Here is a 19120-nt window from a genome sequence, read left to right on the forward strand (position 1 = left end):
AACGGGCAGAGAGCCAAAAGTGTGCCTCCGGACCTTCGAAACAGCTTCTGACCTGCGAAAACCCTGCTACGGCAGGTTCCTCGCCATCACGATGCGCTGGACCTGGTTCGTGCCCTCGTAGATCTGGGTGATCTTGGCGTCGCGCATCATGCGCTCGACCGGGTAGTCCCGCGTGTAGCCGTAGCCGCCGAGCAGCTGGACGGCGTCCGTGGTGACCTCCATCGCGACGTCCGAGGCGAAGCACTTGGCCGCCGCGCCCTGGAAGGTCAGGTCGGCGTCGCCGCGCTCCGACTTGGCGGCGGCGGCGTAGGTGAGCTGGCGGGCCGCCTCGATCTTCATCGCCATGTCCGCGAGCATGAACTGGATGCCCTGGAAGTCCGCGATCGGCTTGCCGAACTGCTTGCGCTCCTGGACGTACCCCTTCGCGTAGTCCAGGGCGCCCTGGGCGATGCCGAGCGCCTGGGCCGCGATCGTGATGCGGGTGTGGTCCAGGGTCTTCATCGCGGTGGCGAAGCCCGTGCCCTCCTCGCCGATCATGCGGTCCGCGGGGATGCGGACGTTGTCGAGGTAGATCTCACGGGTCGGGGAGCCCTTGATGCCGAGCTTCTTCTCCGGGGCGCCGAAGGAGACGCCCTCGTCGGACTTCTCGACGACGAACGCCGAGATGCCCTTGGAGCGCTTCTCCGGGTCGGTGACGGCCATGACCGTGTAGTACTCGGAGACGCCCGCGTTGGTGATCCAGCGCTTCACGCCGTTGAGGACCCAGAAGTCGCCGTCGCGCACGGCCTTCGTCTTCATGCCCGCCGCGTCCGAGCCGGCGTCCGGCTCGGAGAGGGCGTACGAGAACATCGCGTCGCCCTTGGCGAGCGGGCCCAGGTACTTCGCCTTCAGCTCCTCGGAGCCGGAGAGGATGACCGGGAGCGAGCCGAGCTTGTTGACGGCCGGGATCAGGGAGGAGGAGGCGCAGACGCGGGCCACCTCCTCGATCACGATGACCGTGGCGAGCGCGTCGGCCCCGGCCCCGCCGTACACCTCCGGGACGTGGACGGCGTGCAGGTCCGAGGCGACCAGGGCGTCCAGCGCCTCCTGCGGGAAGCGGCTCTCCTCGTCGACCGCGGCGGCGAAGGGGGCGATCTTCGACTCGGCGAGCGCGCGGATGGTCTCGCGGAGCATGTCGTGCTCCTCGGCCGGACGGTACAGGTCGAAATCGGTCGAACCCGCCAAGACGCTCACTCCCCAGATGCTAACTACCGTTAAGTAACTCGATTTTAGTGCGCCGACCGCCCGGCGGCATACGTGACGGCCACGTGAGCTTGCCGACAGGGGTGGGTCACCGGGGAGCTACCCGGCGTTCCGGGCGGTGAACCCCGGCCTCCGCGCCCACGGATATGCTCGGTCCGCACGTCTGTCCGTACCTCCCAGGAGCACCTCATGGCCCTCAGGATCACTGTGATCGGCACCGGCTACCTCGGCGCCACCCATGCCGCGGCCATGGCCGAGCTGGGCTTCGAGGTCCTGGGGCTCGACGTGGTGCCGGAGAAGATCGAGCTGCTCGCCACCGGCCGCGTGCCGATGTACGAGCCGGGACTGGAGGAGATGCTCCAGCGGCACGTCGCCGGAATCGAGGGCTCCACCGGGCGGCTGCGCTTCACCACCTCCTGGGAGGAGGTCGCGGAGTTCGGCGACGTCCACTTCGTCTGTGTGAACACTCCGCAGAAGCACGGCGAGTACGCCTGCGACATGAGCTACGTGGACAGCGCCTTCGACTCGCTGGCCCCGCATCTGACCCGCCCCGCCCTGGTCGTCGGCAAGTCGACCGTCCCCGTGGGCTCCGCCGCGCGTCTCGCGGACCGGCTGGCCGAGCTGGCCCCGGCCGGCGCCGGCGCCGAGCTGGCGTGGAACCCGGAGTTCCTCCGCGAGGGCTTCGCCGTCAAGGACACCCTGCACCCCGACCGGATCGTCGTCGGCGTCACCAGCGAGCGCGCCGAGAAGCTGCTCCGCGAGGTGTACGCCGTACCGGTCGCGGAGGGCTCGCCCTTCGTGGTGACCGACTTCCCGACCGCCGAGCTGGTGAAGACCTCCGCCAACTCCTTCCTCGCCACCAAGATCTCCTTCATCAACGCGATGGCCGAGGTCTGCGAGGCGGCCGACGGGGACGTGGTGAAGCTCGCGGAGGCCATCGGGCACGACGAGCGGATCGGGAAGAAGTTCCTGCGGGCCGGGATCGGCTTCGGCGGCGGCTGCCTGCCCAAGGACATCCGCGCCTTCATGGCCCGCGCGGGCGAACTGGGCGCCGACCAGGCGCTCACCTTCCTCCGCGAGGTCGACTCCATCAACATGCGGCGCCGCGGCCACATGGTCGAGCTGGCCCGGGAGGCGGTGGGCGGCGGCTCGTTCCTCGGCACCCGGGTGGCGGTGCTGGGCGCCGCGTTCAAGCCCGACTCCGACGACGTACGCGACTCCCCCGCGCTCAACGTGGCCGGGCAGATCCACCTCCAGGGCGGCCAGGTCACCGTGTTCGACCCGAAGGGCATGGACAACGCCCGACGGCTGTTCCCGACGCTCGGCTACGCGGACTCGGCGCTGGAGGCGGTGCGCGGCGCGGACGTGGTGCTGCACCTCACCGAGTGGCGCGAGTTCCGCGAGCTGGACCCGGCCGAGCTGGGCGAGGTGGCGGCCCGCCGGGTCATCCTGGACGGCCGCAACGCCCTGGACAGCGCGGTCTGGCGCGAGGCCGGATGGACCTACCGCGCGATGGGCCGCCCGAAGGCGTAGACCGGGCCTGCTCCGGATACGCGTCCCGGCCGTGCGGCATCGTCCCCGCCTCCGGCGGACAGGCTGAGGCCATGGACGACGCGTACGACTGGATCACCACCCCCCTGACCGGCGACCTGCTGCGCGGCGCGCTCGAACTGGAGCGCACCGCGCACGGCGGGCTGTTCCCGCACCGGCTGCCCGCCGCGGCCCGTGCCCGCGCCCGCGGTGACGAGCAGGTCGCCCAGGCGGAGGCCCAGCCGTCCGGGGTGCGGGTGGTGTTCCGTACCCGGGCCACCGCTGTGGCGCTCGACGTGCGGCGTACGGTCATGGGCCACCGGGGCCTCCCGCCGCTCCCGAACGGGGCGTACGACCTGTACGTGGACGGGGAGCCGGCCGCGCGGGCCACGGCGAGCGGCGGCGACGTGCTGATGGTCGACCTGTCCGACGGGGCGCGCGAGGTGTTCCCGGGCGATCCGGGGTCCGTGACCTTCACCGGTCTGCCCGCCCGGGACAAGCGCGTCGAGATCTGGCTGCCGTACACCGAGACCGTCGAACTGCTCGGGCTGCGCACCGACGCCCCCGTGTCCCCGGAGGCGCCGAGCGGGCGGCGGGTCTGGCTGCACCACGGCAGCTCCATCAGCCAGGGCTCGTGCGCGGACAGCTCCGCCACCGCCTGGCCGGCGCTGGCCGCCGCGGCGGGAGGGGTGGAGCTGGTCAACCTTTCGCTGGCGGGCAGCGCGCTCCTGGACCCGTTCACCGCGCGGGCCCTGCGGGACACCCCGGCGGATCTGATCAGCGTCAAGCTCGGCATCAACGTCGTCGGCGCCGACGTGATGCGGCTGCGCGCGTTCGGGCCCGCCGTCCACGGCTTCCTGGACACGGTGCGCGAGGGCCACCCCACCACGCCGCTGCTGGTCGTCTCGCCCGTCCTGTGCCCCGCACACGAGGACACCCCGGGCCCCTCCGCGCCGGACGTGAGCGGCGGCGAGGTGGAGTTCGTGGCGCTGGGCGACCCGGCCGAGACCGCCGCGGGCAAGCTGACACTGCGCGTCGTACGGGAGGAGCTGGCCCGGATCACGGCGGAGCGGGCGGCCTCGGACCCGTACCTCTCGTACCTGGACGGGCGCGACCTGTACGGCGAGGCGGACCACGCCGAGCTACCGCTGCCCGACCGCCTGCACCCGGACGCCGCCGCCCACCGCCGCATGGGCGAGCGCTTCGGGGCGTTCGCCTTCGGTCCGGGCGGACCGTTCGCGGCGGTGGGCGGTCGGGGCTGACGGCTGCGGCTGTCCCTAGTGGACGCCGTCCAGCTCGGCGATGGTCGCGTGGGACGGGCCGCGCCGGCTCTGCTCGTCGCGGGCCACCGCCTCCGCGTCGCGCAGCACCCGTACGGCGTTGCGCCAGGTCAGCTTGGCGAGGTCGCCCTCGGACCAGCCGCGCCCCAGCAGCTCGGCGATGAGGTTCGGGTAGCCGGAGACGTCCTCCAGACCGCGCGGGGTGAACGCGGTGCCGTCGTAGTCCCCGCCGATGCCGATGTGGTCGATGCCCGCCACCGCGCGCATGTGGTCCAGGTGGTCCGCGATGGTCGCGACCGTGGCCTCGGGGCGCGGGTGGGCCGCCTCGAAGTCCTCGTGGATGCGCATGGCCTGCGGGGTGGTGTCCAGGTGGTGCAGCCCGTGCTCGCGCATGTTGCGGTCGGCGGCCAGCGTCCAGGCGACGGCCTCGGGCAGCACGAACTTCGGGACGAAGGTCGCCATCGCGACGCCTCCGTTGGCCGGGAGGGCCGCGAGCACGTCGTCGGGGATGTTGCGCGGGTGGTCGCAGACGGCGCGGGACGAGGAGTGCGAGAAGATCACCGGCGCGGTGCTGGTGGCGATCGCGTCGCGCATGACGCCGTCCGCGACGTGGCTGAGGTCGACCAGCATGCCGACGCGGTTCATCTCGCGGACGACCTCGTGGCCGAAGGCGGAGAGGCCGCCGAGGCGGGGCAGGTCCGTGGCGCTGTCGGCCCAGTCGATGTTGTCGTTGTGCGTGAGCGTCATGTAGCGGACGCCCAGCTCGTACAGGGCGCGCAGGGTGCCCAGCGAGTTGTTGATGGAGTGGCCGCCCTCGGCCCCCATCAGGGAGGCGATGCGGCCTTCGGCGCGGGCCTTCTCCAGGTCGTCGGCGGTGAGCGCGCGCCGCAGGTGCGTCGGGTAGCGGGCGATGAGCACGCCGACGACGTCGATCTGCTCCAGGGTGGCGCTGACGGCCGCGTCCCCGGTCAGGTCGGTGCGGACGTAGACCGACCAGAACTGGCCGCCGACCCCGCCGGCCCGCAGCCGGTTCAGGTCGGTGTGGAGCAGGCCGCGCTGGTCGGCGGCGATGTCGCGGGCGTCGAGGTCGTAGCCGACCTGCTCGCGCAGGGCCCAGGGCAGGTCGTTGTGGCCGTCGACGACGGGGTGGGCGGCGAGCAGTTCGCGGGCGCGGGCGAGGTGGTCCATGGCCGGCCCCTACTTTCCGAAGCCGAAGGAGTCGGCGCCCTGGACCTTGGCGCGCAGCCGCTTGCCCTTCTCGGTGGCCTGGTCGTTCAGCTCCTGCAGGAACTCCTCCATCCGCTCCTGGAGCGCGGGGTCGGAGGCGGCCAGGATGCGGGCGGCGAGCAGGCCCGCGTTGCGCGCGCCGCCGACGGAGACGGTGGCGACGGGGACGCCGGCCGGCATCTGGACGATGGAGAGCAGGCTGTCCATGCCGTCCAGGTACTTCAGCGGCACCGGCACGCCGATGACGGGCAGCGGGGTGACGGAGGCGAGCATGCCGGGCAGGTGGGCGGCGCCGCCCGCCCCCGCGATGATCGCCTTCAGGCCGCGGCCCGCGGCCCGCTCGCCGTACGCGATCATCTCGCGCGGCATGCGGTGGGCGGAGACGACGTCGACCTCGTACGGGATCTCGAACTCGTCGAGCGCCTTGGCGGCGGCTTCCATGACGGGCCAGTCGGAGTCCGAGCCCATGACGACGCCGATCACGGGAGCCGGTGCGGAGGGGGAAGTCATTCGGTGATCGTTCCTCGCAGGTAGTCGGCCGCGTGCCGGGCGCGCTCCCGCACGTCCGCCAGATCGTCGCCGTAGGTGTTGACGTGTCCGACCTTGCGGCCGGGCTTCACGTCCTTGCCGTACATGTGGATCTTGAGCTGCGGATCGCGGGCCATGCAGTGCAGGTACCCCTGGTACATGTCCGGGTAGTCGCCGCCCAGGACGTTGCACATGACCGTCCAGGGGGCGCGGGGGCGCGGGTCGCCGAGCGGGAGGTCGAGGACCGCCCGGACGTGGTTGGCGAACTGGGAGGTGATCGCGCCGTCCATGGTCCAGTGGCCGGAGTTGTGCGGGCGCATGGCCAGTTCGTTGACGAGGATGCCGGGCTTCCCGTCGGGGCCGCGGGTCTCGAACAGCTCGACCGCGAGGTGTCCGACGACGCCGAGTTCGGCGGCGATGCGGAGCGCGAGCTGCTGGGCCTCGCCGGCCAGTTCCTCGTCCAGCCCGGGGGCCGGGGCGATCACGGTGTCGCAGACGCCGTCGACCTGGATGGACTCGACGACCGGGTAGGCGACGGCCTGGCCGTGCGGCGAGCGGACGATGTTCGCCGCCAGCTCCCGTACGAAGTCGACCTTCTCCTCGGCGAGGACGGGGACCCCGGCGCGGAACGGGTCGGCGGCGTCCTCCTCGGAGCGGACCACCCACACGCCCTTGCCGTCGTAGCCGCCGCGCACGGTCTTGAGGATGACGGGGAAGCCCCCGACCTCCTCGGCGAACGCGGCGGCGTCGGCCGGGCCGCTCACGATGCGGTGGCGGGGGCAGGGGGCGCCGATCTCTGTGAGGCGGGCACGCATCACCCCCTTGTCCTGGGCGTGCACCAGGGCGTCGGGGCCCGGACGGACGGGTATGCCGTCCGCCTCCAGGGCCCGGAGGTGCTCGGTCGGCACGTGCTCGTGATCGAAGGTGATCACGTCGCAGCCGCGTGCGAAGGCGCGCAGGGTGTCCAGGTCGCGATAGTCGCCGATGACGACCTCGTTCACCACCTGGGCCGCCGAGTCCTGGGGAGTGTCACTGAGCAGCTTGAATGTCAGGCCGAGGGGGATGCCCGCCTCGTGGGTCATACGGGCGAGCTGACCGCCGCCGACCATGCCGACTACCGGGAACGTCACGCCTCCAGGGTATCCGCCACGCCGGTGGTTTCCGGACGGCCGTACAGACGCACTCCGGCCACCGGCCCGTCCACTCACGGGCGTCACACGGGAGGGCTGGTTAGCATGGCGGAGTTGACGTGGTTGCGTCGACACCACGGAGACGCCTTCCAACGGACGGGGCCAGCGATCACCATGAGCGAACGGGGCGCACTGCGGACCCGGCTTGAAGCCCTGGGCCGGGAGGTCGCCAAGTTCGGCGCGGTCGGCGCTTTCGGCCTGCTGGTCAACATCGCGGTCTTCAACCTGGTCCGGCACACGACGGACCTCCAGGTCGTCCGGGCGAGCGTGCTGGCGACGTTCGTCGCGATCCTCTTCAACTACGTGGGCTTCCGCTACTGGACCTACCGGGACCGCGACAAGACCGGTCGCACCCGTGAACTGGCCCTCTTCCTGCTGTTCAGCGCGGCGGGCGCGGTGATCGAGACGGGCGTGCTCTACCTGGCGACGTACGGGTTCGGATGGAACACCCCGGTCCAGAGCAACGTCTTCAAGATCGTCGGCATCGGGATCGCCACCCTGTTCCGCTTCTGGTCCTACCGGACCTGGGTCTTCAAGACCCTGCCCGCCAAGGAGGCCGTGCTGAACGCGGAACGGTTTCTGGAGCAGCGCCGACCGGCCGAGGAGCGAGTGACCCCGGACCCGGTACGGAACTGAGCGCGCTCCCGGGCCCGGGCGGGGCACGGGCGCCGGGCCCGTCGCCGTACCGGGCGGGGTCGGAGCCGTCGCCCTACCGGGTCGGGTCGAAGCCGTCGCCGTACCGGGTCGGGTCGTCGCGCGCGTACGGAGTTCTCGCCCGCGTACGGAAGTGAGACGCCGCCCCCTGTGCGGAACCGGGCCCGTTCCTTCTTCGTTGTTCAGCGCACCGGGCGCTCAGGGGTCTCCCGGTCCATCGGGGTCCGGCTGAGGAAGAGCGCGAAGACCGCCGGGTGCTGCTGGAGCAGTTCCAGCCGGCCGCCGTCCGCCTCGGCGAGGTCGCGGGCGACCGCCAGGCCGATGCCGGTGGAGTTGCGGCCGCTGATGGTCCGCTCGAAGATTCGGGCCCCCAGTTCGGCGGGGACGCCGGGGCCCTCGTCGGTGACCTCGATGACGACCTGGTTCCCGGTGACCCGGGTGCGCAGGGCGACGGTGCCGCCGCCGTGCATGAGGGAGTTCTCGATCAGCGCCGCCAGGACCTGGGCGACCGCCCCCGGGGTGCCGACGGCCCGCAGCCCGTGCTTGCCGGAGCAGACCAGGGCGCGGCCCGCACTGCGGTAGGCCGGGCGCCACTCCTCGATCTGCTGTTTGACGATCTCGTCGAGGTCGAAGACGACGGCGGAGCCGGTGCGCGGGTCGCGGGAGTTCGTCAGCAGCCGTTCGACGACGTCGGTGAGGCGCTCGACCTGGGTCAGGGCGATGTTCGCCTCCTCCTTCACCGTGTCCGGGTCGTCGGTGACGGAGATCTCCTCGATCCGCATCGAGAGAGCGGTCAGCGGGGTCCGCAGCTGGTGCGAGGCGTCCGCGGCCAGCCGGCGTTCGGCGGTCAGCATCCGGGCGATCCGCTCGGCGGAGGAGTCGAGGACGTCGGCGACCCGGTCCAGCTCGGGCACCCCGTACCGCTTGTGGCGGGGGCGGGGATCACCGGAGCCGAGGCGTTCGGCGGTCTCGGCGAGGTCGGTGAGCGGGGAGGTCAGCCGGTTGGCCTGGCGTACGGCGAGGAGCACCGCCGAGACGATCGCCAGCAGCGCCACCGCGCCGATGATCAGAAGCGTGCGCCCGACCTCGCGGGTGACGGCCGTACGGGACTCCTCGACGGTGACCGTCTCGCCCCGCTCGCCCGTCTCGATGGCGCGCAGGACGCTTCCGGAGGGACGCTCGCCGACGGCGATGGGCTCCCGGCCGGGGATCTCGACCAGGGCGTAGCGCTTGGGGTCGATCTGTTCGGCCAGCACCCCGGGGTTGATCCGCTCCTCCCCCAGCAGCCGGCTGTCGACCACGCTGATCAGCCGCAGCGCCTCGGACTCCACGCTCTCCTGGGCGCTGGCGCTGATGGTGCGGGTCTCCACGATCACCAGCGAGACGCCGAAGACGGCGATGACGACGAGCACCACGGCGAGCGTGGAGTTGATCAGGCGGCGGCGCATGTCCGCCGCCTCGGGGGGCCGCCGGAACGGTTCTCAGGGCACATGGGAGCTTCGTACGTCAGCTCTTCTCGAACCGGAAGCCGACGCCCCGGACGGTGGCGATGTAGCGGGGATTGGCCGCGTCGTCGCCGAGCTTCTTGCGGAGCCAGGAGATGTGCATGTCCAGTGTCTTGGTGGAGGACCACCAGGTGGTGTCCCAGACCTCGCGCATCAACTGGTCGCGGGTGACGACCCGGCCGGCGTCCCGGACCAGGACCCGCAGCAGGTCGAACTCCTTGGCGGTGAGCTGGAGTTCCTCCTCGCCCATCCAGGCCCGGTGCGACTCGACGTCGATCCGCACCCCGTGGGTGGCGGGCTGGGCGACGGGCTCGGAGGCGCCGCGGCGCAGCAGGGCGCGGACGCGGGCCAGCAGTTCGGCGAGGCGGAACGGCTTGGTGACGTAGTCGTCGGCGCCCGCGTCGAGGCCGACGACCGTGTCGACCTCGTCGGCGCGGGCCGTCAGCACCAGGATCGGGATGGTGTGGCCGTCGGCGCGGAGCCTGCGGGCGACTTCCAGCCCGTCCATCCCGGGCAGCCCCAGGTCGAGGACGACCAGGTCGATGCCGCCCTGGAGTCCGGCGTCGAGCGCGGAAGGACCGTCCTGGCGGACCTCGACCTCGTAACCCTCCCGGCGCAGGGCGCGGGCCAGGGGCTCCGAGATGGACGCGTCGTCCTCGGCGAGCAAAACACGGGTCATGGACTGATGGTAGTCCGGACGGGGAGCCGCACGTGAGGCCCGGGACGCGACCTGCGGGTCAGGCTCGCAAAGGCGACGTAGACCTTTGAATATGGGAGTGTGGTTCCACGAGGACCTGTGATCCATCTCTCAAGTCCTTCCATATCCGGCCGTGTCGTGTCGTATGGTGTCCCGACGCCTGTTGCACTACTCAAGGACCTTTGGGCAGCCATGAGCGCCAAAGGTCTCTTTTGTGTGCGGGGCCGGTTCCCGCCGGCCTTTCCGAGTGAATGACCTGTGAGCCGGGCCCGGAGCGCGAGGACGCGTACCGGGCGTGGATCCCGACGCGGTTCTTCCCCGCTCCGCCGCCGCCCCTCCGTCCAGGAGCCCGGCCGCGCGGAGCACGTCCCCCTCAGGCGTGAGGGACGGGGTTCGGCCGCGCCGGTGCCGGCTGCCCCCCACCGGGCGCGTACCGCTCACGAGGCGGCGCGTCCCGACCAGCAAGGATCGATCATGGCGTCCAGCCTGACGAAGGATTCGCCCGGCCCCGGCGAGAAGACCTTCTTCGGCCACCCGCGCGGTATGGCCACCCTGTTCATGACGGAGATGTGGGAACGCTTCTCCTGGTACGGGATGCGCGCCATCCTCACCCTGTACCTGGTGGCCGCCGTGCTCGACGGCCCCCTGGAGGGCCGTGAGGCGCTCGCCGCCTCCATCTACGGTGTCTACAACGCCGTCGTCTACATGGCCGCGATGCCCGGCGGCTGGGTCGCCGACCGCCTCTGGGGCGCCCGCAAGGCCGTTCTCGTCGGCGGGATCGTCATCGCGCTGGGCCACTTCACCCTGGCCCTGCCGAGCGACATCGCCTTCTTCGTCGGTCTCGCCCTGATCGCGACCGGTACGGGTCTGCTGAAGCCGAACATCTCGGCCATGGTGGGCGCCCTCTACGAGGGCCAGCCCAGCGCCCGCCGCGACGCCGGCTTCACGCTCTTCTACATGGCGATCAACATCGGTGGCTTCGCCGCCCCGCTGCTGGTCGGCTACCTCGGCGAGCACGTCAACTGGCACCTCGGCTTCGGTGTCGCCGGTGTCGGCATGACCTTCGCGGTGATCCAGTACGCGCTGGGCTCCAAGCACCTCGGCGAGGTCGGCAAGCTGCCCGCCAAGCCCATCTCCCCCGAGGAGCGCCGCAGCACGCTGCGCAAGGTGGCGCTGTGGGCCGGCATCGCCGTCGCCGCGCTCCTGATCGACCTGGCGCTGGGCACGTACGACATCGAGCACATCGTCAACGTCCTGGCCGTGCTGGGCGTCGTGGTGCCGGCCGTCTACTTCTTCACGATCTTCCGGGACCCGGCGCTGACCGCGGAGGACCGGCCGAAGATCAAGGCGTACGTGTGGTTCTTCATCACCGCCGTCCTCTTCTGGATGATCTACGACCAGTCCGGTTCGCTGCTGACGATCTTCGCGGACGGCAAGACGGACCGCTTCATCGGCGGCTGGGAGTTCCCGGCCTCGTGGTTCCAGTCGGTCAACCCGGCCCTGGTCATCATCCTGGCGCCGATCTTCGCCACGCTCTGGGTCAAGCTGGCCACCCGCAACCGTGAGCCCAGCACCCCGATGAAGTTCGCCCTGGCGATGCTCCTCATCGGCGGCTCCTTCGGCATCATGGGCCTGGCGGGCGCCGCCGCGGCCAGCAGCGACACCGGCAAGGTCACCGTCTTCTGGCTGCTCGCGGTCTACCTGGCGCAGACCATGGGCGAGATGTGCCTCTCCCCGGTCGGCCTGTCGCTCTCCACGAAGCTGGCGCCGAAGATGTTCGTGGGCCAGATCATGGGTCTGTGGTTTCTGGCCACCTCGACGGGCAACGCCCTGAACGGCTGGACCACCAAGCTGAACGCCCCGCTGGGCGACGCCGCGTACTACACGCTCCAGGCGGTCGTGGCCGTCGCCGCGGGCATCGCCTTCATGGTGGCGGGCCGCAAGATCCGCGCCCTCATGGGCGACGTGAAGTAGCGCAGGACATCACCGCCCCGCACCGTACGGGGCGGACGACGGCGGGTCCGCACGAGGTCGGTGCGGACCCGCCGTCGTTCTCGTTCCTCCCCCGGTGCCCGTCGGCCGCCGCACGCCCGCCGCCGGCCGCCCGCCGCCGTGTCCCGCTCGGCGGGGTCCGCTCGGCGGGGTGCGGGTCAGCGGGGTCCGGGTCAGCGGGTCTCGCGCAGCTTCCGCCACGGGGTGAAGGTGAAGACCGCGCCGCCCAGCAGGATCGCCGTGCCGGCGACCAGCCCGAGCGCCCGCAGCGCGCCGTCGTCCTCGGCCCCGGTGGCCGCCAGATCGCCGCCGGAGTCCGTGCCGCCGCCGCTCGCCGCCGCTCCCCCGGAGCCCGCCGCGCCGCCGCTCCCGCCGCCGGACGCGCCGCCCGGCTGGGCGGAGGTGTCGAGCTCCAGGGAGACGGCCACACCGGCGGGCGGGGTGCAGGTGGTCGTCGTCCCGGCGGCCATCACCGTCAGGACGCCGGGGCTGAGGGTGGACTTCCCGCTCGCGCCGGGCTTGTACGTACCGGTGAGGTCGGGGATCTCGATCGGGGCGCCGGTCTTGATGACGTCCTTGTTCACCGGCCCCTCCACCTTCACCGTGCCCTTGTCCGCCCCGCCGAGCTTGACGTCCATGGACGGCTTGACCTGGCCGGCCGGGATGTCGATCGGGCTGTCCATCACGGACTTGCTGAACTCCACCGTCAGGCCGTAAGCGCCACCGCTCTTCTTCGCGCTGATCCGGACGGGCGAGGTGGCGTTCTTGTCGCCGATCGGGGTCTTGCACGCGTAGGCGACGGAGACCTCCTTGCCGGGGAAGTCGGTCGGGCCGCCGTTGCCGCCGGAGTCACCGCCGGAGCCTCCGGAGTCACCCCCGCCGGTGGTGGTTCCGCCCGCGTCCGTCCCGCCGGTGGTCGTGCCTCCGTCGGTCGTCGTACCGCCGGTGTCCGTGCCACCGTTCGTCGTGCCTCCGTTGGTCGTGGTGCCTCCGTTGGTCGTCGTCCCTCCGTTGGTCGTCGTGCCGCCCGTGTCCGTGCCTCCGGCGGTCGTGCCGCCCGTGGTTCCGCCGGCCTCCGTGACCTTGATCGTGGCGCCCGGCTGTACCTGCGCCGTGGGCTTGCACTTGGTGTCCGTGGAGATCGGCTTGGACACGTTGATGGTGTACGCGCCCGGCGTCAGCGTGACCTCCCCGGCGGTCTCCAGCTTCAGCTTGGCCTTCATGTCGGACAGCACCATGGGGCTGTTCTTGGGGATCGGCGGGTTCTGGCGGGGTCCCTCCAGCTTCAGTTCGCCGCTCGCCGCGCCGCCCAGGGTGAGGGTCCCGGTCGGCTTGACCGTGTCCGCGCCCAGATTCAGCACGTCCGGGTTCTTGGACGCGGCCTCGACCGTCTTCCAGACGATCTCGACCTCGTCGCCCACCTTCGCCTCGGCCGGCGCGGTCAGCCGCACCTTCGTGGTGCCCTGCACCGCGGGCAGCCCCGAGATCGGCGGCGGGACGCACTCCGTCGCATAACTGACCTCGGCGGCCTGTGCGGGGCTCGCGGCCATCAGGATGCCCGCGCCGCCGAGCATCAGCGCGACTCCGGCCGCGCTCATCCTCCGTTGCGTTCTCACGCTTGTCCCTTCGTCGTGGGTCGGGGTCGGTTCTCGGACGGTGCGGAGTCCGGGGTGAACCACGGCAGCACGGCCGTGGTGGCGTCGGCGTCGCCGGCCGCGGCGGATCTCGCGGTCCTCGCGACGGGGATGGTGCGCCGGGGCAGGCCCTTGCTCACGGCCGAACCGGGACGCGCGTTGGCGGTACGGTGCGCGCCGCCGGTGCGGGGCCGGATTCTGTCCACGACCGCCATGCCGATACGGAAGACGGCGGCGGGCACGACCAGGCAGAGCAGGACCCAGAAGAGCGTGACGCCCCACGGGCGGCCGACCCCCCAGGGCTGTTCGGCCAGCACCTTCTTCCCGTACCGCAGGGAGATCTGGTAGTCGCCGTGCGCGCCCGCCGACAGTTCGACCGGCAGCGCGATCCGGGCGCGCGCGCCGGGCGCGACCGTGCCGCGCCACTGGCGTTCCTCCCACTGCGGCGCGTAGACGCCGTGCGCGGTGCCGATCTCGAACACGGGGTCCTCGACGGGGGCGGGCCCGAGGTTGCCGACGGTGAAGACGAGGCGGCGGGCGGGCGGGGCCCCGAACCACGTGAGGAGCGAGCTGTCGCCCTCCAGCCGGGTGGCGGCCAGCACCGCGAGCTTCCCGCCGCCGGTCCGGCGCGGCAGCTCCGCCGTGGGGTGGCCGGCCACCGTGAACGCCGCGTCGGCCGACGCCTGTTCGCCGGTGACCGTGGCCACGTGCACCACGCAGGGGCACGGTTCCGGCGGTTCGGCGACCGGCAGTTTCTTGCTGAACGCGCCCTTCTCGTCGGTCGTGACGGCGCGGCCGGCTCCGTTGGCGCAGGAGTTGGTGCCGCCGATCACGCCCCGTTCCGGGGTGGCCTGCCCGCAGATCAGCAGCATCAGCAGCGCCTCGCCCCGCCAGCCCTTCCCGCTCACGGTGATCTCGCCGCCCTTGCCCGCCTCCTTCTTGGAGAGGCTCACCGTGGGGGCGCTCTTTGCCGCCCGTGCGCCGGGCACGGCCAGGACGGACAGGAAGAGGGCCGCCAGGAGCGCCGGCAGGACGGCCAGGGTCAGGAGGCGGGCGGGCGACGCGGCGCGCCGGAGGGTCTCGGGTCCGGTCCGTCGCGTCACGGTCGTGCTCCCGCCTGTGCGAGGGGTCGGTGGTCGGGGTCCGGGCCCCGGTGCGAAGCCCCGGTCCCGGGCGGCGCCCCGGCCTCCGGGGGTTCCGGCGGCTCGGGCGGCCGCGGCGCGCCGCGTCCCGTGCGCCGCTTCCGGTACGCGCGCGAGGCGAGCGCGGCCAGGCCGCCGAGCAGCAGCCCGCCACCGGCCGCCGGGGCCACCGGGACGTACGTCTCCGACGCCTCGGCCTCGTCCCGGGCGCCGCCCTCCGCCGCGACCCGCAGCCGTACGGTGACGGCGTCCAGGGCCGGGGCGTCGGGCCAGGGCTCGGTGCGCTCCACCCGCCGGCCCGGGGCCAGCTCCAGCGGCAGGGGGCGTTCCGGGCGGTCCAGCAGTGTGCCGAACACGCCCTCCACGCGGACCGCCAGACGGGGCCTCAGCAGCGCGTTGCCCCGGTTGACCAGGGCGTACCGGATGGCGCCGCCGGCGACCTCGACGTCCTCGACGGTCAGCGCCGCCAGCGTCGGACCGCCGATCCGGACCCGTACCGGTACGCGGACCTCCGCGCCCCGGCCCGTCGCCACCAGTTCCCCGGAGGCGTCGCCGGGCATCGCGGCGGGCGGCACCGTGAGGGCGAGCGGCACCTCGGCGCGGGTACGGGGCGGGACGGTGACCGTGTCCTCGGCGAACCGCGCCCACGCCCCGGCCCGGCCGTCGCCCCGCAGCCGCACGGTCAGCGGGGCCCGCCCGGAGTTGGTCACGGTCAGCCGGTCCTGGAGGGCCGTGCCGGGGGTGCCCTCCAGATAGACGTACGGCCGGGCGTCCCGGTCGCCGGCGCCTCCACCGGGGCGGGCCGCCCAGTCGGCCGGAGCGCCGCCCGGGGCGGCACCGGCACCGGCGTCGGCAGCAGCCGGGAACGGTGTGAGGGCGTGCAGCAGCGCGGCGAACACCGCCGTGAGCACGGCCGCGAGGACGGACGGCGTCAGGCGCGGGCGCGGAACGGGAGGCGTCCTGCCGGGAGGCGTCCTGCCGGGTGGTGCGGTGGGCGGCGTACGGCGCGGGCGCGGGTCGTCCGGCGTCCTGCTCGGGCGTGGGGCGGGTGGCGACATGGGCGGCTCCTCTGCGTCCGGCGGCGACGGTGCCGCCGTGTGCGGGCCCGGCGGACCGTTCCGGCCCTCGCGGGTCTCCCGGCCGTTCGGTCCGTCGGATCCGTGCCGACGTGCGGACCGTGGTCAGCCGGCGGGGCGCTGTCCCCGCCGGGTCAGCCAGAGGACCCCGGCCGCTCCGGTCAGCAGGACGGTGCCGCCGAGCGTGCCGAGCGCCGCCGCCGAGTCCAGTGGACCGGTGCGGGGCAGCTCGCCACCGGCCGAGGAGCCGCCCGAGGTGCCGCCGGTGGAGCCGCCGCCCTTGGAACCGTCGCCGGTGGAGCCGTCCGACGGCCCGCCCGGCCCCACGACATCGAGTTCGAGGGACGGGCCCGGGTTGTTCCTGGGCGTGCAGGTGGTCGTCGTACCGAGGGCCTTGATGGTCAGGACCCCGGCGGTGAAGGTGACCTTGCCGCTCTTCTTCGGGGTGTAGGTCCCCGAGAGGTCGCTGATCCTGATGGGCGTGTTGGCCGGTATCGCCTCGGTGTTCGCCGGGCCGGAGACCTGGACCTTCCCCTTGTCCGCGCCGCCCACCTCGATCACGGCGCTCGGGTTCATCGCCCCCTTGCCCAGCTCGACCGGGCTGGAGGAGACGCCCTTCTGGAAGGACATGGTGAGCTTGTGGCCGCCGCCGCTCCTCACGCTCTTGATGTCGATGGGCGAGACCGCCCCCTTGGGCCCGATCGGCGTCACGCACTGGTAGTTGACGTCCACGACCTCCGCGTGCGCCGCGGGCGCGCCCACCACCACGACCGGGCCCGCCAGGGCGGCCGCCAGCGCGAGAGTTGTCCGTTTACGGTTCGGCACCTCGTGCTCCCCTCATCCCGGACGCCGCGCGCCACGCCCCGTACGGGCGAGAAGGACTGACGGCGCATCAGATTGGCGCTCAAGGTACGCCGGGGGCCTGACGGAGGGAAGACGAAGAGCGCGCCGGATCGGCGCGCTCTTCGGAGTGCGTGTCGCGCACGCGCATACGGCGGCGTACGGAACGGAAAGGGGCGGCGAGGCCGCCGCACGCTCTAGGCGGGAGCGGCGAGCTCCGCCCAGACGGTCTTGCCCGGGGCGTCCTCGGAGCGCAGGACGCCCCAGTCGGTACAGAGCCGCTGCACGATGAACATGCCGTGCCCTCCGGGCCGTCCGGCGCGGTGCGGCGTACGAGGCGCGGGCTGCCCGGCCCCCCGGTCGACGACCTCCACGCGCAGCGCCTTCGGGGTGTGGCCGATCCGCAGCTCCTCCGGCCCCTCGGCGTGCAGGCAGGCGTTGGTCACCAGCTCGGAGACGACCAGCAGGACGTCCTCTGCGGCGGCCCGGCGGTCGGCGCTGGACGCCGGGAGCCAGCCCCAGTCGTGCAGAGCCTGCCGGGCGAAGTCACGGGCCATCGGGACGATGCCGCTCGCCTGCGCCAGCGAGAGCGTGCGCCACTGCCGATCGACCGGATCGGGCGCCGTCGAGGCCGCCTCGTCCGGCTCACGACCGAGGTCGCCCGGCGGATGCTGCCGGGTGGTGCTCATCAGCGCTTCACCTCACCGATTCGCCATGTCGCCATGTCGCCTTTGAACGGATAATGATCAGTTACCGCATGTGCCGGGGCCCCTGCGAGGCGCCGACGGGGTGTCTCCTGCCCTGCCATGTCGCAACAACACCCACTCGAAGCACACGATCGCGTACCACCGCCGGTATATCGCGTACCACGCCCGGTATCGGGGACGTCCGCGACCGTGTGCCCGCGCCGGGTCAGGTGGCCAGGGCGTCGTCGAGCGTGGCGTGGACGGTGAAGACCGCCTCCGCCCCGGTGATCTCGAACACCCTCGCCACGACGGGCTGCATTCCGGCCAGGTGCACCTCGCCGCCGGCCGCCTCCGCCTTGAGGCGGGCGCCGAGCAGCACGTTCAGCCCGGTGGAGTCGCAGAAATCCAGCCGCGAGCAGTCGACCACCAGGCGCGCACGCCCCTGCTCGACCGCACTCTCCAGGGGCTCCCGCAACAGATCCGCGGTGTGGTGGTCCAGCTCACCCACCGGCGTCACAACCTCGTTGCGCCCTTCAGTCCGGGCCTCGACCTGAAGTCGACCCCGGTTCGCACTGCCGACCGTCCCGCGGTCCATGCCAGTCCCTCTTCGCCTTCGTCACTGTGCACGTCACTGCCTGTGCGGCTGAATGCGTCGTTGCCGCCGACGTTCGGGAAACAGTACGCGTTCCGTTCGTCCCGCGGTAGTCGGAGACCTCCACAAACCGGACATATGGCGGTAATTGGCGCTTGTCACTACTGGCCGGAACCGGGTATGGGTAGAGGGACACCCACAACACGGCCGGCTTCGGAGGCGCCGCTTCACCGCAGGAACACGTATGGGCATCGGCAGCCATATGCCGAGAACGATGGAGGAGAACCATGTCACCCCGGCTCGACGGAGCGCGTACCCACTACGCGTCGTCGGCATGTCCTCAGGGACCGACCAATTCCGACTCCCCCGCCGCGAGCGCCGTCCCCGGCCCGCGCACCGGCACCCCCAGCACCACCACAGACTTCTCCGGTGTGACCGGCGAGGAGCTCGAAGGACTCGAAGGACTTCCCGAGATCCCGCCGTACGCCGAAGTGGGCGCCCTGGACGCCCGAGCGCTGTCGAAGACGCTCTTCGAGCGCCTGGAGACCCTCGACGAGGGCACCCACGAGTACAGCTACGTCCGCAACACCCTCGTCGAGCTCAACCTCGCGCTCGTCAAGTTCGCCGCCTCCCGCTTCCGCTCCCGCAGCGAGCCGATGGAGGACATCGTCCAGGTCGGCACCATCGGCCTGATCAAGGCGATCGACCGGTTCGAGCTGAGCCGCGGTGTGGAGTTCCCCACGTTCGCGATGCCGACGATCATCGGCGAGATCAAGCGCTTCTTCCGGGACACCAGCTGGTCCGTGCGCGTACCGCGCCGGCTCCAGGAGCTGCGGCTCGACCTGGCGAAGGCCGGGGACGAGCTCTCCCAGCAGCTGGACCGCGCGCCCACCGTGGCGGAGCTGTCCGAGCGGCTCGGCATCACCCCGGAGGAGGTCGTCGAGGGCATGACCGCGAGCAACGCGTACACCGCGAGCTCGCTGGACGCCAAGCCCGAGGACGACGAGGGCGAGGGCGCGCTCGCGGACCGCATCGGCTACGAGGACAACGGCCTCGAAGGCATCGAGTACGTCGAGTCGCTCAAGCCGCTGATCGCCGCGCTGCCCGCGCGGGACCGGATGATCCTCTCGCTCCGCTTCGTCAGCAACATGACGCAGTCGGAGATCGGCGAGGAGCTGAACATCTCGCAGATGCACGTGTCGCGGCTGCTCTCGCGGACGCTCGCCAAGCTCCGCAAGGGCCTGACCGTGGAGGAGTGACCTCCCCGCCCGGCCCACCGCCCCACGGGTCGAGCGGAACAGCGCG

Annotated in this window: 17 protein-coding genes; 5 read left to right on the top strand and 12 right to left on the bottom strand. The window is 72.2% G+C overall.

All coding sequences use genetic code 11. From position 1 onward, the window contains the following. Positions 1-66 precede the first annotated feature (66 nt). A complete protein-coding gene (locus IF19_RS0126365) occupies positions 67-1224 on the bottom strand; it encodes an acyl-CoA dehydrogenase (RefSeq protein ID WP_030115399.1) in 1158 nt (385 codons plus the stop codon). 207 nt (positions 1225-1431) lie between these two features. On the opposite strand from IF19_RS0126365, the gene IF19_RS0126370 reads away from it, so the two are divergent. Together IF19_RS0126370 and IF19_RS0126375 are read left to right on the top strand one after the other, a co-directional pair. Next, positions 1432-2775 (top strand): UDP-glucose dehydrogenase family protein, encoded by a 1344-nt coding sequence (locus IF19_RS0126370; RefSeq protein WP_030115400.1) that lies wholly within the window; start codon positions 1432-1434, stop codon positions 2773-2775. Between the two features lie 71 nt (positions 2776-2846). Next, the gene (locus IF19_RS0126375) at positions 2847-4034 is read left to right on the top strand and encodes a GDSL-type esterase/lipase family protein (protein ID WP_030121562.1); all 1188 of its coding nucleotides are present in this window, start codon (positions 2847-2849) and stop codon (positions 4032-4034) included. Between the two features lie 15 nt (positions 4035-4049). Here the strand turns inward: IF19_RS0126375 and IF19_RS0126380 are convergent, their stop codons facing one another. From IF19_RS0126380 to IF19_RS0126390, 3 genes are read right to left on the bottom strand one after another with little or no spacing between them, the layout of a single operon-like run. Then, positions 4050-5240 carry a dipeptidase gene (locus tag IF19_RS0126380; protein WP_030115403.1) on the bottom strand — a complete coding sequence of 397 codons (1191 nt, stop codon included), beginning with the start codon at positions 5238-5240 and terminating at the stop codon, positions 4050-4052. A gap of 9 nt (positions 5241-5249) precedes the next feature. Beyond that, positions 5250-5789, bottom strand: coding sequence for a 5-(carboxyamino)imidazole ribonucleotide mutase (gene purE, locus IF19_RS0126385; RefSeq protein WP_030115404.1), 540 nt, complete (start codon positions 5787-5789; stop codon positions 5250-5252). Beyond that, positions 5786-7015 (bottom strand): 5-(carboxyamino)imidazole ribonucleotide synthase, encoded by a 1230-nt coding sequence (locus IF19_RS0126390; RefSeq protein ID WP_412103920.1) that lies wholly within the window; start codon positions 7013-7015, stop codon positions 5786-5788. Before IF19_RS0126390 ends, purE begins: the two co-directional genes overlap by 4 nt. 96 nt (positions 7016-7111) lie before the next feature. Between IF19_RS0126390 and IF19_RS0126395 the strand changes: the two genes are divergently transcribed. Then, entirely contained in the window at positions 7112-7633 is a 522-nt protein-coding gene (locus IF19_RS0126395) for a GtrA family protein (RefSeq protein WP_030115406.1), read from the top strand. A 200-nt stretch (positions 7634-7833) separates the two neighbouring features. Here the strand turns inward: IF19_RS0126395 and IF19_RS0126400 are convergent, their stop codons facing one another. Together IF19_RS0126400 and IF19_RS0126405 are read right to left on the bottom strand one after the other, a co-directional pair. Next, entirely contained in the window at positions 7834-9099 is a 1266-nt protein-coding gene (locus IF19_RS0126400; protein ID WP_030121561.1) for an ATP-binding protein, read from the bottom strand. A gap of 58 nt (positions 9100-9157) precedes the next feature. Beyond that, positions 9158-9835, bottom strand: coding sequence for a response regulator transcription factor (locus IF19_RS0126405; protein WP_030115409.1), 678 nt, complete (start codon positions 9833-9835; stop codon positions 9158-9160). Positions 9836-10327: 492 nt separating this feature from the next. Here IF19_RS0126405 and IF19_RS0126410 point away from each other — a divergent pair, with 492 nt between their 5' ends. Beyond that, a complete protein-coding gene (locus IF19_RS0126410; RefSeq protein ID WP_030115410.1) occupies positions 10328-11827 on the top strand; it encodes a peptide MFS transporter in 1500 nt (499 codons plus the stop codon). A 191-nt stretch (positions 11828-12018) separates the two neighbouring features. Here the strand turns inward: IF19_RS0126410 and IF19_RS0126415 are convergent, their stop codons facing one another. The 6 genes from IF19_RS0126415 to IF19_RS0126440 form a co-directional block, all read right to left on the bottom strand. Next, entirely contained in the window at positions 12019-13443 is a 1425-nt protein-coding gene (locus IF19_RS0126415; protein ID WP_030115411.1) for a hypothetical protein, read from the bottom strand. A gap of 14 nt (positions 13444-13457) precedes the next feature. Then, positions 13458-14582, bottom strand: a complete 1125-nt coding sequence (locus tag IF19_RS0126420) for a hypothetical protein (protein WP_030115412.1) — start codon at positions 14580-14582, stop codon at positions 13458-13460. Further along, positions 14579-15679, bottom strand: coding sequence for a hypothetical protein (locus IF19_RS0126425; RefSeq protein WP_234313244.1), 1101 nt, complete (start codon positions 15677-15679; stop codon positions 14579-14581). The genes IF19_RS0126420 and IF19_RS0126425 overlap by 4 nt, the downstream gene beginning before the upstream one ends. A gap of 123 nt (positions 15680-15802) precedes the next feature. After that, positions 15803-16522: a hypothetical protein gene (locus IF19_RS0126430; RefSeq protein ID WP_030115414.1), complete on the bottom strand. Its 720-nt coding sequence runs from the start codon at positions 16520-16522 to the stop codon at positions 15803-15805. Between the two features lie 212 nt (positions 16523-16734). Beyond that, the gene (locus tag IF19_RS0126435; RefSeq protein WP_030115415.1) at positions 16735-17226 is read right to left on the bottom strand and encodes an ATP-binding protein; all 492 of its coding nucleotides are present in this window, start codon (positions 17224-17226) and stop codon (positions 16735-16737) included. 223 nt (positions 17227-17449) lie between these two features. Further along, a complete protein-coding gene (locus IF19_RS0126440; protein ID WP_030115416.1) occupies positions 17450-17818 on the bottom strand; it encodes an STAS domain-containing protein in 369 nt (122 codons plus the stop codon). Positions 17819-18102: 284 nt separating this feature from the next. Between IF19_RS0126440 and IF19_RS0126445 the strand changes: the two genes are divergently transcribed. Then, a complete protein-coding gene (locus IF19_RS0126445; RefSeq protein ID WP_030121557.1) occupies positions 18103-19074 on the top strand; it encodes an RNA polymerase sigma factor SigF in 972 nt (323 codons plus the stop codon). Positions 19075-19120: the final 46 nt, after the last annotated feature.

It is taken from the genome of Streptomyces californicus (assembly GCF_000717645.1).
In the GTDB taxonomy this organism is placed as follows: domain Bacteria; phylum Actinomycetota; class Actinomycetes; order Streptomycetales; family Streptomycetaceae; genus Streptomyces; species Streptomyces californicus.